Consider the following 14,009-nt stretch of genomic DNA (forward strand, 5'->3'; position numbering starts at 1 on the left):
TGCGACAGGATGCAAAAAAGGCACGCTTCTGCGTGCCTTTTTGTTTATGGGGCCGCGGCTGGTTCCGCCTGCTCCTTGCTTTGAATCAGCTTCAGTGCCAGGTACAAATCCGGTACCAGTATTAATTCCCGATCGCGTCCTACCCGGTTGATGCGGAACCAGCGCGTCAATTCGGTGCGTCGCCCTGCCAACACCAATTTAACGTTACGCTGTAACAAATCACGTTTCAACTCATCAATTGCCGCCAGCACGCTGATATCGGCATGGGTAAAGCTGGCCACGGCGTCCACCACCACCCAACGCGGTTGAAACGGCGTGCTATCCACCAGGTTCAGGATCCGTCGTTTGAAATACGCCACGTTGAAATAGGTCAACGGCGAGTTGAAGCGATACATCATCACCCCAGGCACCGGCTTGATGCCGTTATTGTTGCCCATCGAGTGGATCATGCCTTCGTCATTGACGCCCAACAGCTGCTCCGTCGGGCGGAATACCGTGCGCAAGAACTGCATCAACCCCAGTAATACCGCCAGGCCAATACCGCTGATTACCCCCACCAGCAGTACACAAAGGAAGGTAAACATCGCCAGCCTGAAGGCCTGCGCATTGCGGCGCCGCATGATCCAGATACCGCGAATATCCAACAGCGACCAGGCGGCATACATCAGTACTACCCCCAGTCCTGCCACCGGAATAAACTGCAACGGAGCCATCAGAAACAGCAACACAAAGGCAATCACCCCTGCCGCAATAATCGACACCAGTTGGCTCTTGCCACCGTTGGCGTCATTGACAGCCGTGCGCGAGTCAGCCCCGCTGATGGCGAAACCCTGCGATAACGCCGAGACGATGTTCACCAGCCCCAGTGCGCGAAACTCCGCGTCCGCATTCACCTCATAGCCGTTCTTGGCCGCAAAGCTGCGGGCGGTCAGCATCATGCTGACGAAGCTCACGACCGCCAGGTTAAGCGCCGGGATCACCATATCGCGCAGCAAGCCTGGCTGAAAATCCGGCCACTGCACGATCGGCAATACGTCGCTAAAACCGCCTACCGTCACTACGCCGTGCTGCTGCAGCCCACCGGCCCAGGTAACAAATGCCGCCAAAACGATGGCAAACAGCGGCGCCGGCCAGTTAGGCCGCCATTTTTTGAACCCGATCAGCGTAACCAGGGTCAGCAGCGAAACCGCCATGGTCAATACATCGCTGTGCATCAGATTGCCCGGTAAAGCGTAGATTCGCTCGATCAACTGCGCCGGATGCACGCCGAAACCCAGTACCTTGCCAATCTGATCGACCATGATGGTAATAGCCACCCCGTTGAGCAGCCCGCTGAGTATCGGTCTGGAGAGCAAGTCAGCAAGTGCGCCCAGCTTGAAACGGCTGGCTAACAGACACCAGGCGCCCATCATCGCCGTCATCATGATGGTGAGCTGCCAGTGGCGCTCCATGTTGCCCGCCGCCAGCGGCGTCACCACGGCGGCAATGACCGCACAGGTTGCTGCATCCGGCCCGACAATGAGCTGGCGTGAGGAACCGAAGAAGGCATAGGCAACCATCGGCAAAATACAGGAATAAAGCCCCACCACCGGACTAACCCCGGCCAATTCGGCATAAGCGATCGCCACCGGCAAGGCAACGGCAGCCACGGAAAGGCCGGCACGAATGTCCGGTTTAAGCCAACTGCGTTGATACCCTAATAAATGCGTCAAACCGGGCGTTAGCGCCTGGAGAGATTTCCACTGCATAACCTGTTTTCCGTTATAAATTATCCGGCTATTATTGGGCGTATCATGCGATGCCAATGCCGCGCTGGCAATCCACACGCCGCGAACTCGCGACTTCAATCGTAAGTTTATGCAAATTCCTGCTTTCATGGCGGAAATCCGTTGGCCAAACGCCGATAATCAGCGCTTCCCAGCGGTACACAGAACCCGCCAAATCCGGTATAGTCGGCCGATGAACAGATGATGGATTGATTTATGAAGCAGTTTCTTGATTTCCTCCCGCTAATTGTCTTTTTCGCCTTTTATAAGCTCTACGATATTTACGTGGCCTCTGGCGCGCTGATTGTCGCCACCGCCCTGGCGCTGGTGTTCACGTGGTTCAAGTACCGCAAAATCGAGAAGATGACGCTGATCACCTTCCTGATGGTGCTGGTGTTCGGCACCCTGACGTTGGTGTTCCATAACGATTTGTTTATCAAATGGAAAGTGACCATCATCTACACGCTGTTCGCGCTGGCGCTGCTGATCAGCCAACTGGTGCTCAAGAAGCCGTTGGTGCAGCGCATGCTGGGGAAAGAGCTGACGCTGCCGGATAAAGTCTGGAACAACCTCAATCTGGCCTGGGCGGTGTTCTTCCTGGTCTGCGGCCTGGCGAACATCTACGTCGCTTTCTGGCTGCCTCAAAGCGTTTGGGTCAATTTTAAGGTGTTCGGCCTGACCGCGCTGACGCTGGTATTTACCCTGCTAAGCGGTATTTATATTTATCGGCACATGCCGGAAGAACAGAAAAAATAGTTACAAAATTGTTAATGCCCGTAGCCTTTGCTACGGGCAGTATAGTGAAATCCCTTCTTTGATAAGCAGACAGCTATGACTCAACAACGACCTTTACCCAGTGGCGAAATGGTGCTGCGCACGCTGGCGATGCCGGCTGATACCAACGCCAACGGTGATATTTTTGGCGGCTGGCTGATGTCGCAGATGGACATCGGCGGCGCTATTCAGGCAAAAGAAATTGCCGAGGGACGCGTAGTAACAGTACGCGTCGATGGTATGACCTTCCTGAAACCTGTCGCCGTGGGTGATGTGGTATGTTGCTATGCGCACTGTATCCGTACCGGGCGCAGTTCTATCACCATCAATATCGAAGTGTGGGTCAAGAAAGTGTCCTCCGCCCCGATAGGCCAGCGTTATCGCGCAACCGAGGCAGTATTTACCTATGTCGCGGTGGACGATGAGGGCAATTCACGGGCCCTGCCCGACGGAAAAATGAATTTCCGTGTAGGTTTCGATGAATAAGCCGTAGCGACAAAATTCGTTTTCAATTAGCCCGATGCATCCCATCGGGCTTTTTTATTGCTGCTGATTAATCAACGCGTTTCAATAACGCCTTTTGGCGGTTAAAGGCCTGTATCTTGATTTTGCTTGTGTATAATCAACCGGGTACCCTCACGACGTGGGACGCCAGAGTCGGCCTATCGCTATCTTGGTCAGTGCTCCGCCTATCAATTCATCTTGTGGCATAAAACTGAGGTTATAAGTAGAGAATGGCTACCCTTAAAGACGTTGCACGCCATGCCGGTGTCTCTGTAACAACCGTATCTAACTTTATTAATAATAAAAAAAAGCTAAAAGATGATACCCGGCAGAGCATTCTGGAAGCCATTCAGGCTACCGGCTACCGACACAATGCCTTGGCCGCCTCACTCAAGAAAAACTCTGCCAGTTTAAAAAGCATTGGCATCATTTCGATCGTCGACCAAAACCCCTTTTTCTCCGAGCTGTTTTTCAAGCTTGAAAATGAATGCTTCAAGCAGGACTTTACCGTTATCTCCTGCTTCCGCCATGCCGATAAAGAGGATTTGCATACCTACATTAATTTAATGTCGGGCCGCGTGGACGGCATCATCCTCATATCGTTGAAGCGCGACAAAATTGATACCGTAATCAAACAGATCCATGCGGTGCCGGTGGTGGCTATCGCTTTCGATATCGGTGATGTGATGAGTTTGTGCGGGGGTACAGAGTTCAATTTACATAATGAGACTGGCGGCTATATAGCAGGACGGTTCTTGCTGTCCAAAGGGCACAAAAAAATTGCCTGTGTGACCGGGCCCGAAGCGTTAAAGACCACAACAAACCGTATCGCGGGTCTGAAAAAAGCACTGGGGGAATTTAACCTGCCTGAAGACTCCGTCGACTATATCGAAGGAAACTACACCTATCAGAGCGGCGTTGACGCCATGTATCAACTTTTCTCCTCCGCAGCGTTACCAACGGCCATTATCTGTCATAACGATTTAATGGCCATTGGCGTACAGAATGCGGCGAATGAACTGGGCTTGAAGATCCCCAGGGAGCTTTCAGTCATGGGTTACGATGATATAGAAATGTCCAAATTGTCTTTCCCGTCACTCTCCACGGTTAGAATTCCTTTGGACGACATTGCTTACCAAGCCCTGGAAGGCCTGACCATGAAAATGTCTCATCCAGGGAGTAAAGCCATAATATCAATAACACCTAGTCTGGTCGTCCGGGGATCGGTCAGTGAACCCGTCGATTTCGGAAAATGACGTTCAGAAACTAAACCGTCGCCTTCTCCACCATGGTCGCCATATAGAGGTCAAGCACCCCCTGGTGATCAACCTGAACGCAAACACGTTGCTTCGGTTTCCTGCTCCACTCATCAATCGGGTAACGTTTCCCCCCCTCTTTAAGCAGGGTATGCCCGATGGCCGGCCCTTCAGTAATCACCCGTATAGCGCCGACTTTGACGTCGAACAGCTCAGGGGCAATCGCATAGGCAATGGCCGAAGAGTCGTGCACATAAAACCCTTCCATACCCACTTCCCGTTGATGAAAGTCCGCATAAAAGCGCGTTATGCGATAAATGAACTCACCGTATCGGGCTGAATCCAGACGTAGTCGATCAATATATTCGCCGGTCATTACCGTTTGCTGAGTAACGTCCAGCCCAACGACAGTCACCGGCCAGTCAGCGGTAATGACCCTATCGGCCGCATGCGGGTCGCCGATGATATTGGCTTCCGCGAAGGGAGTCACATTGCCCGTATGGCCGTTATGGCCAAATGCTCCGCCCATCACAATCACCTCTTTGACCTGGCCGGCAATGCTGGGATCCTTTTCAACCGCCAAGGCCAGATTGGTTAACCTGCCGACGGCGATTAAGGTAATCTCGCCCGGATGGGCTTTTACGCTATCGATAATGTAGTCATGAGCCGCTCGCTTATCGATGCCGTGATACTCCCCCGCAGGAATATCTATATCCCCCAATCCATTTAACCCATGGACAAAAGTGGTTGGCTCACCCGCCGCGACGACCAGCGGAGTATCTGCACCCATCGCAACATCCGCAGTCAGACCAAACCGCTGCTTTAGATACAGCGCATTTCTGGTGGCATTCTCGATAGTCGCATTGCCAAAAACGGTGGTAATCCCCATCAGCTCTATCTCTGAACTGGCATGTGCCAGCAGCATCGCCATGCTGTCGTCAATGCCGGGATCCGTATCAAAAATGACTTTTCTCTTCATGAATATATTTCCTTTGTGGATTTGGTGTTTTCAATCTTCTCGAGTATCAGACAGGCAACAATGGCGATACAGACGGCGGTAAAGCCCAAGACGGTCATGACCATCGCGCTGGCCACCCCGAACCGATCAACGATGGCGGCAGACAAAGCCGGAGAAATCGTGCTGCCCACGGTTCCGCACGTCAGTAAAAAGGTAACCAGCACGGCCGGAGAATTTTTCACCTGTTGAGAGCCAACGGAAATGCCTAATTTATAGACGCACGAGGTCAGAAAACCGAAGCCCAGGGTGAGAGTCAGGAATACCCTTGGGTTGTGAGTTATGCTCAAGTAAAAGGTCACCAGGATCGCAATGATAGAGACCGCCACTAACATGACCCGTGCGGGGATTTTATTCACCAGTATGGCTGCGGTGATCAATCCAAACACGGATGGCCCCCAATAGTTGCCCACCGCCGCACCCGATTCCACCGCGGACAAACCAAACGCCTGCTGCAAGTAACTGGGCGACCAGGTCAGGAAAGTGCTCTGAGCAAACAGGTAAACACCGAGCGCAAACCCCATTAAAACCACTCTGGGGGTCATCACCTCTTTCCAGTTAAACCTGGCGCCTGGGGTGTTTGCTTTATCGGCTTCGGCCAAATCCCCTTTCGGATATTTCAATATAAAGGTGCTGATAAACACCAGCGCGGCAATCACACCCGCCAGTCCGTAGGCGGTAGTCCATTGCATATTGGCCGCAATGATCATTGTCGCCATCGAGGGAAAGATAAAACCGGAAGCGCTAAAGGCACAATCAGTGGCGATAAAGGCAGAAGCGCGTTTGTTTTCGTTGAAAACTTTGGAGATAAGCACTGCGCCGCCCGACAAACCGGTACCGCAACAGGTGCCCAAAACAAAAAGATAGAACGAAACAACAAACGGATTTCTGACATCCAGAAACACCAATGCGGCCAGAACAACCAGGAAAATGGCATAGGTGACGCGCAGGATGTGACGGATCTCAAATCGAGAATACACCGCCATCGAGATGAACGTTCCCAAAAGCGTGCCACCGGTCAGGTAAGAAAACATCGCCGCGGCGTCCGTGATGCCCATACCCAGATAAACTGACATCGGTTTAATAACAATGCCTATCTGAGTGAGGAGACCCGCCATCACCATATAGGTCATAAATGAGACAGACAGTAAGCTGGCTTGGTAAGAACTCATGGTTTTCCCCGAAAAGGTTTAACGTTACACCATTTCATTTTGTTTTATGTGCCGAAAAGTTGAAGTGATCGGGTCCACAATTAAGTTAAATGAGCGTTAATGTTGCGTGAAGTGAGAGGGCGATCGGCTTTTGTTCAATAAATCAGGTTGAGGTGCGTGTTTCACTGTCAGGCGCAGTGAGGCAGGTTTTCTCTAGCAGAGACTTATAAAGGTTTATCGTTACACCATTTAGCTTCAATAAGACGTATTGCAGGATTAAGGCAACGCATAGCGAATTTCAGGCAGCAAAAAGGGCCGCCGAAGCGACCCTTGTCTTTAATTAACCCTAACCTGTCGGTCAGTTCATTTCCGTGGTGCCGTTAATTTTAAAGCGAATATTCACGGTACGATCTTTCGCTTCTTTGGCTTCATAACGCCACTTACGCATTGCCTGCTTCACTTCACGCTCGAACATATTGCGCGGTTCCGCAGACAGAATACGCACGTTGCTCACACGGCCGTCGCTGTCGATATCGAACTGTACCCGTACATTGCCTTCAATCTGCAATGCTCTGGCACGCGGCGGATAAATCGGATCGACACGGCTGAGCGCCCTCGGTGCCACATCACGCGAATTACCCGCCACCGGGGCTGACGGTGCCTGCTTAACTGGCGCTTTGTCGATAGGCTTGGCCGGCTGGTTATTTTCAAACGGCGAAGGCTCACGCGGCTCAGTTTTCTGCGGTTCACGCTTGACCGTTTTTTCAACCTTCGGCTTAGGTTTTGGCTTCGGTTTGGGTTTTACCGGCTCAGGTTTCAGTATTGCCTTCGGCGGCGGCTCCGGGATCGGTTCTGGTTCCGGCTCGGGTTCAGGCTCCACCTGCGGTTCTGGCTCCGGCTCGGCCGGCGCAGGAGGTGGCGGCTCCGCCATCGCGGCGGTATTGACCATCATGACGCTGATTGGCGCATCTTCAGGTTTCGGCAACTCCATCACTTCTTTGACAGAAGCATAGAGCAGACCCGCCACCAGGGCGCTATGTAAGCCAACGGACAGGACAATCGGCACGGACAAACGGCGATTAAGGAACATCTTTTTTAGCGGCATAATGATTCTGTTTCCTCTGGTTCGCCAAGTTTAAATGCAAATAGCAATCATATTCAATAACGAATGGCAAACTATCGCTCTAATCGTCGTTATTCATCGCTAAAACCTGCAAACTCATGGGGATATTAACCTTTCATTTGCCTTTTCACCGAGGCTTTTACACGCTTCATTAACCTGATTTACCGCCGCCAAGAAGCAAAAAACCCGCCGTAGCGGGTTATTCGTTATCAATGTGGTGTTATTCTTCATCGCCGTAATACAGCACGCCCAGTTTGATCAACGGCCGGCCCTGTGCTTTGCGGTGCAGGTTGGTGTCACGAAGTGAATAAACGCAACCGCAGTACTCCTGTTGATAGAAGCGCTCACGCTTGCTGATGTCGATCATCCGCGAGGCACCGCCTTTTTTACGCCAGTTGTAATCCCAGTACTCAAGATCCGGGTATTTTTCTGCCGCACGCACGCCGCAGTCGGTGATTTGCTGCATATTCTTCCAGCGGGAGATGCCCAGCGAACTGGAAATGGTATCGTAGCCATTTTCGTGCGCATACAGCGCGGTACGTTCGAAACGCATGTCGAAACACATGGTGCAACGGATGCCGCGCTCGGGTTCATGCTCCATCCCTTTGGCGCGAGCAAACCAGTTATCGGTATCGTAATCGGCGTCAATAATGGGTACACCATGCTGCTCGGCAAAACGGATGTTCTCGTCTTTACGCAGCAGGTATTCCTTTTGCGGATGGATGTTCGGGTTATAGAAGAAAATGGCGTACTCGATGCCGGAGGCTTGAATGGCTTCCATCACCTCACCGGAACAGGGAGCACAGCAGGAGTGCAGCAGCAGTTTGCTTTTGCCCTCGGGCAAGTTGAGTTTCTCTCTAACCAGTTCCGTCATTTCTCTACCTCACAAACCTTGTCCGATGAATCGCGCGGCCGCACTATACGAATAAACACTAGCGGCTTCAAGGCATAAGCGCCAGCCGTGGCTAAATTCCAGCGGGCGGGCATTCCCTTGTATCGTCTTTTGCGCTACTTTAAATTTACCGTTCTATAGCAATGATTTTAAAGGTGAAACATGCTTTATCTGATCTACGCGCAAGACGTCCCCAACTCATTGGAAAACCGCCTGTCGGTACGCCCCGCGCACCTGGCGCGCCTGCAGGCACTGCGTGATGCGGGCCGTTTGGTGGTTGCCGGCCCCAACCCCGCCATCGACAGTAACGATCCGGGCAGCGCCGGTTTCAGCGGCTCCACTGTTATTGCGGAGTTCGCCTCGCTGGCGGACGCACAAGCCTGGGCTGAACAAGATCCCTACGTCGCCGCCGGCGTTTATGGTGACGTAACGGTCAAACCGTTCAAACAGGTGTTCTAGCGCGAAGACAGCCCACTGAACTCCCCCTCAGTGGGTTGTGACCACAAAGCATGGCCGGCTACGCCGACGATTGGCCTTACGTATATATCTCCTTCTTGGTTTAGCCTTGACTGGCACAACGACCTTCACCTTTCACGCTATTGTGCATGATGCGATGCGCTCATAGACTCTGGTTACTGTATATAAATACAGTAATTCCAATTTTCCCTATGAGGATCAAATGATGAACACCTGCCCTGATATTGCCACATTGAGAAGCACCGTACCTACCCTTGCCGGTGAGCTGATCGCAGTAACCGCCTATGATTCAAGCTGGAGCAGCAGTAACGGCCAACCTGCAGGTGGTGGCATCTTTGTCGCTAAAGCACAATCGACACCGGCAGACGACGGTGGCATGTTTATTCGCCCTAACTCGTCGTGGGTTTGGCTGCGTATATTGGAGGTGGCAGGTACAGTTTCACCTTATCTGTACGGTGCTAAAGGCGATGGTCTTGCTGACGATACGGATGCGATCCAAAAAGCGCATGACTATGCCAGTTCGTTGGCCAGTGCCAGTGGCTCCCGCGTGTTGAAAAACGGCAACCTAATTTTTGGCAATGGCCGTTTCAAGTGTACAAAGAAACTGATCTTTGACACCAAAACCGTCGATTATGATTTTTCCGGCGCATTGCTGGATTTCACGGATATGGCTCACGGCAGCCAAGATAAGCGTAATACCGCCATCGGATGGCAAAATGATGCCGGCTATGCTCAAGGCAATCTTAGTGTTAAAAATCTGCGTATGTTGGGTCCTGGGGCTGACACTTTTGTCGATGGGATGACATTTTCCACTTCGCTTTCGAAAAGTTACCCACGTAATTCTCTAACGTTCACCGGTGGTGGTCTTGAGGGGTTCGCCCATGGCCTGACAGGCACCACTAATTTCTATTTCCTACGCATGTATGCTTTTACCTTCAATCATTGCGACATCTGTTACTTCTTCCCAAACAACACTACAGACTCCGGTGAAGAGATGAACTTTCACAGCTGTGTCTTCGCGCAAAGTAACTGCGGCGTGAATCTTCAGGGAGGGTATAGCTATTTCTTCAACTGTTCCTTTGATTATATCTACGGAAAAAATGGGCAGCAGACATCGACGGACAGCCTGGGGAAATATATTCATATTGAAGGCGGACAGCACATTTTCCGCGATTGCCACGTTGAAGGCTATGGCCCACAGAATTACATCGTCAACATTCCGGATAATAAAAGCTGCAAGGTTAACTTTATTGGCGGTCTGTTCACCTTTAAAGCAGGAGGTAGCCCATCTACCTATCCCACCACGAGTAATCCATTTTATTTTGGCAACCTGGCCCGTGTCGTGTTTGAGAAGGTCAATATTGGACAGATGCAGCAAGGTGGGGATGCGAACGTCAGCGGTTGGATTGATGGCGGCGGCTCGGCATCATTACATGATACTCAATTGCCTATTGCCTGGCCCTATTTGCTGACACAGGTTCGTACCGATAGCGGTATTCAGGACAACTGGCTCGACAGCACAACCTATACCAGTGGCACTGGCAATGAGAAATGGACCGAGGAGGTTTGGGTTCTTCCGCCAGGAGGGATTAACAGCGTGCGCAAATCTCGTTACGGCTGGGGAACCGCAAGCAGCACCAATTTTAGCCTCATCCGGCAGGCCGACTTTGTCTCACTGGGGCGTAACGTCTCCGCAGGCAGCGGCGTGTTTCAAGCCGTGTTAGGGACAATAAAGCTAAAAGGCTACGGCAGCGTCATTCATCATCTTCGCGCCAATACTTTCGCTGGTGATGGACAAAGCTGCCAGGTAAAAATTGTATGGGCAAAACTGAACGAATTTGGTGCACAGCAAGATAAAGAGCCCCAAATACTGCTGCAGCAGACAGGTCACTCTTACACCTTTAATTTCAGTGGCGTTGAATCTGAACTGAAAACCGTGACTATACCTGGCCAAATGCAAGGTTACACCACTCAGCCGCCCAACTTTGAACGCGCCCCTGACTGGGCAACTCATGCTTTTCTACTGATTGATGTGTCAAAAATGAAAAGTAACTTCGACTTGCGCATCACCGATGTTTATATGCGCCAGGTATAAAGAATTTAACATTGACTACAGCCGCGGAGGATCGCGGCTTTTCGTTGCGGACAAAAAAAAGCCAGCACGGAGTGGCTGGCTAAAGGGTTCTTCGAGGGAATATCTTGTTCGATAAACATACTCTCTTCCCCATTTCATTCGCCATCTATCGGTGCGATAGGCACCGCCTGTACCGCTTATTTTTACCACTGCATGGAAAACCTACAGCTGCGACCTACACTTAAGCCGTAGTCATGTTCGAACTTATCCATTCGTTCTCTACGTAAAAGGAATAGTGATGAAAGCAACTAAATATCTGTTGGCTGTTCTGGTATTCGCCTCCTTCTCTTCCATGGCCGCCATTGAAATCACCAAGGAAGAAGCCGCAAAACACACCGAAATTGGCCCGGTGACCATCTCACAAGATGGCGATGATACCGTGGGCATCGATCACGCAAGATTGTCTAAAGCGGTCGATGAAAAAGGCGGGAAATACTATGTGATTATCGGTCGCGAAGGGAAAACCTCCTTCGAAACCATCAATGCCGTGGCCTACAAATAACGCCTGAAGACTCAAATGGCGTATTAACGCGGCGGTGACTCGGGCCGCGTTAATCCTGATCCACTAATAATCTTCAGCGACTCTGCACATTTTGCAAAATCAATGTCTGCATATCCGCAAACATGGCATCCCACTCCGCCGGATCAATCTCCATCAAGCCAAAGTAGCGCAGCATAAATGCTCCTTCGGTGGCCAAAAACGCCAACCGCGCACGCTTGCCTTCCTCAGTGGTTAAATCCAGTCCGGCAATCCGGCTGCGGTACCATTCACGCGTACTGTCCAGATGCTCCGGGGTTTGGATCAGGGTCGCCATCAGCCCGGCAGCCTTGGCGCTGGAGGCCTGATCGGAGCTTCGGGTTGCCTGCAGATGCGCTTGCACACTCGTCGTGGCCGAGGGGTTTTCGCCGGCAATCTCATCGAATACTCGTTCATAGGCTTTACCCCAGCGATCGAACATCGCATCGATCATCGCGTCTTTGCTGCCAAAGCAATATTGCACGCCACCTTTTGAAATCCCCATCGCTCTGGCAACAGAATCAATGGTCAGCCCGGCGGCACCCTGCGTGGCGACAATCTCTTCCGCCACGTCCAGAACCTTGTCACGATCGATGCTGCGTTGACGTCCCATTGAGAAACCCTCTTTTCAATACATACGTATGGATATATATTACGCCAGTATACCACCCGGCAATCCTGAGTGGTGACGATCTTATAGCTACGCCCCCGCGTAGCTTGTTTTTTTGGAATAATATTATGCACGTAAACAACCGCTGGTTGATCCTGGCAATGATTTCCAGCGCGCTATTTTTGATTATTATCGACATGACGGTACTTTACACCGCTTTGCCACGGCTGACCCTGGCGCTGGATGCCAGCGCTTCGCAAAAATTATGGATCGTAAATGCCTATCCACTGGTGGTAGCGGGTTTACTGCCTGGTGCAGGCATGTTGAGCGATCGCATTGGTCATAAACGATTGTTTATAGCCGGGTTGCCGGTGTTTGCCGTCGCCTCGCTTTGCGCGGCCTTTTCCCCGTCGGCCGAATGGCTGATCGCCGCCCGGGTATTCCTTGCGGTAGGTGCCGCGATGATGATGCCGGCTACCCTTTCCATTGTCCGTCATGTCTTTACTGATGAGCGTGAACGCGCCTTGGCCATAGGCATCTGGGCAGCGGTGGCCTCTGGCGGCGCGGCTATTGGACCGGTGGTTGGCGGCGTGCTGCTGGAATATTTCTGGTGGGGCTCGGTGTTTTTGATCAACGTCCCTGTGGTGTTGGCAGTACTGCCGTTTGCATGGCGTTTGATTCCACACTGCGGCGGCGAAAACAAAAGCCCTTACGATATCATCGGCTCGGTACAGATCATGGCCGGTCTGGTTGGTTGTATCTATGCGTTAAAGGAACTAAGCAAAGCGGCACCCTCCTTTACCGCGTTGGCGATTGCCGCCGCGATCGGCGTTGTCTCGCTCTGGCTGTTTGTTCGCCGCCAACGGCGGGCACGCTATCCGATGATCGACTTCTCGTTGTTCCAGAATCGGCTGTTTGCCGGTGGCGTCGGGGTAGCGTTAGTGTCGATGATTGCGTTAGTCGGCGTAGAGCTGGTACTGACTCAGCGGCTGCAGCTGGTGCTTGAACTTACCCCATTGCAGGCCGCGCTGTTTATTCTGCCGATCCCGCTGGCGTCAGCGCTGGCAGGCCCGTTAACCGGCTTACTGCTGCCGCGCTTCGGTGAGCGCAGCATGATACTCGGCGGATTTACTCTGACCGGCTTGGGTATCGCAGGCCTGGCTCTGCTTTACCAAAGCAGCCTGGTATTGCAGCTGATTTGCCTGTTCATCGCCGGTTTTGGTCTTGGCGGCGTGATCACCGCAGCCTCCACCGCCATCATGCTTAACGCGCCGGAAGAGAAGTCAGGTATGGCAGCGTCGATCGAAGACGTTTCCTATGAACTGGGCGGGGTTCTGGGCATCACCTTGCTTGGCGGATTGATGACCGCCATCTATAGCCACAGCCTGGCTCTGCCTGATAGCCTGCAGGTAAGTGATATCGCCTACGACAGCATCGATGAGGCGTTGAGGCTGGCCGCCAATCTGGCAGCCGATCAGGCTGAACAGCTTAAACAGCTGGCGCGCCTGGCATTCGACCGCGCATTTATCGTCGTGCTGATTGCAGCCGCTACGCTGATGGCACTGGGCGCCGGCGTGGCAAAAATGGCATTGCGCAAGTAATGGTCGAAAGCTGCTGTTGTTGTTAACGCATTCTGCTTAAACTGATTTGGCAATTTGCTTCGCGGATTTATCGATATTGGTTTTGACGATTGCATTGATGCTTTTGAACGTCTTTAACCCTGCGATAAATCCGGTTACTGTGTTTGTTATGGATATTGTGTAAATCATCGAATCAAATAATCAGGAGAA

13 protein-coding genes are annotated in these 14,009 nt (G+C 52.0%); 7 read left to right on the plus strand and 6 right to left on the minus strand.

Annotation, left to right across the window (positions count from 1 at the left end):
• Positions 1-44: 44 nt before the first annotated feature.
• Positions 45-1,748, minus strand: coding sequence for a SulP family inorganic anion transporter (locus M495_RS13170; RefSeq protein ID WP_020827161.1), 1,704 nt, complete (start codon positions 1,746-1,748; stop codon positions 45-47).
• A gap of 234 nt (positions 1,749-1,982) precedes the next feature.
• Between M495_RS13170 and M495_RS13175 the strand changes: the two genes are divergently transcribed.
• From M495_RS13175 to M495_RS13185, 3 genes are all read left to right on the plus strand, one after another.
• Positions 1,983-2,522 carry a septation protein A gene (locus M495_RS13175; protein WP_020827162.1) on the plus strand — a complete coding sequence of 180 codons (540 nt, stop codon included), beginning with the start codon at positions 1,983-1,985 and terminating at the stop codon, positions 2,520-2,522.
• Positions 2,523-2,597: 75 nt separating this feature from the next.
• Complete coding sequence (gene yciA / locus M495_RS13180; protein WP_020827163.1) at positions 2,598-3,026, plus strand: acyl-CoA thioester hydrolase YciA; 429 nt, start codon at positions 2,598-2,600, stop codon at positions 3,024-3,026.
• 248 nt (positions 3,027-3,274) lie between these two features.
• On the plus strand, positions 3,275-4,300 hold the full coding sequence (locus M495_RS13185; protein WP_020827164.1) for a LacI family DNA-binding transcriptional regulator: 1,026 nt from the start codon (positions 3,275-3,277) through the stop codon (positions 4,298-4,300).
• 10 nt (positions 4,301-4,310) lie between these two features.
• On the opposite strand, the gene M495_RS13190 is transcribed toward M495_RS13185, so the two are convergent.
• From M495_RS13190 to M495_RS13205, 4 genes are all read right to left on the minus strand, one after another.
• Entirely contained in the window at positions 4,311-5,279 is a 969-nt protein-coding gene (locus M495_RS13190) for a nucleoside hydrolase (protein ID WP_020827165.1), read from the minus strand.
• Positions 5,276-6,487 carry an MFS transporter TsgA gene (tsgA, locus tag M495_RS13195; RefSeq protein ID WP_041414607.1) on the minus strand — a complete coding sequence of 404 codons (1,212 nt, stop codon included), beginning with the start codon at positions 6,485-6,487 and terminating at the stop codon, positions 5,276-5,278. Before tsgA ends, M495_RS13190 begins: the two co-directional genes overlap by 4 nt.
• Positions 6,488-6,824: 337 nt before the next feature.
• A complete protein-coding gene (gene tonB, locus M495_RS13200; protein WP_020827167.1) occupies positions 6,825-7,571 on the minus strand; it encodes a TonB system transport protein TonB in 747 nt (248 codons plus the stop codon).
• 238 nt (positions 7,572-7,809) lie between these two features.
• Positions 7,810-8,463 (minus strand): epoxyqueuosine reductase QueH, encoded by a 654-nt coding sequence (locus tag M495_RS13205; protein ID WP_020827168.1) that lies wholly within the window; start codon positions 8,461-8,463, stop codon positions 7,810-7,812.
• A 180-nt stretch (positions 8,464-8,643) separates the two neighbouring features.
• Here M495_RS13205 and M495_RS13210 point away from each other — a divergent pair, with 180 nt between their 5' ends.
• The 3 genes from M495_RS13210 to M495_RS13220 all read left to right on the plus strand — a co-directional run bounded on the left by M495_RS13210 (position 8,644) and on the right by M495_RS13220 (position 11,594).
• On the plus strand, positions 8,644-8,940 hold the full coding sequence (locus tag M495_RS13210; protein WP_020827169.1) for a YciI family protein: 297 nt from the start codon (positions 8,644-8,646) through the stop codon (positions 8,938-8,940).
• A 220-nt stretch (positions 8,941-9,160) separates the two neighbouring features.
• Complete coding sequence (locus M495_RS13215; protein WP_235437210.1) at positions 9,161-11,053, plus strand: hypothetical protein; 1,893 nt, start codon at positions 9,161-9,163, stop codon at positions 11,051-11,053.
• 277 nt (positions 11,054-11,330) lie between these two features.
• Positions 11,331-11,594, plus strand: coding sequence for a DUF1471 domain-containing protein (locus tag M495_RS13220; RefSeq protein ID WP_020827171.1), 264 nt, complete (start codon positions 11,331-11,333; stop codon positions 11,592-11,594).
• A gap of 73 nt (positions 11,595-11,667) precedes the next feature.
• On the opposite strand, the gene M495_RS13225 is transcribed toward M495_RS13220, so the two are convergent.
• Positions 11,668-12,222, minus strand: coding sequence for a TetR/AcrR family transcriptional regulator (locus tag M495_RS13225; protein ID WP_020827172.1), 555 nt, complete (start codon positions 12,220-12,222; stop codon positions 11,668-11,670).
• A 125-nt stretch (positions 12,223-12,347) separates the two neighbouring features.
• Here M495_RS13225 and M495_RS13230 point away from each other — a divergent pair, with 125 nt between their 5' ends.
• The gene (locus M495_RS13230; protein ID WP_020827173.1) at positions 12,348-13,820 is read left to right on the plus strand and encodes an MFS transporter; all 1,473 of its coding nucleotides are present in this window, start codon (positions 12,348-12,350) and stop codon (positions 13,818-13,820) included.
• Positions 13,821-14,009 lie beyond the last annotated feature (189 nt).

Source organism: Serratia liquefaciens ATCC 27592 (assembly GCF_000422085.1).
GTDB lineage: Bacteria > Pseudomonadota > Gammaproteobacteria > Enterobacterales > Enterobacteriaceae > Serratia > Serratia liquefaciens.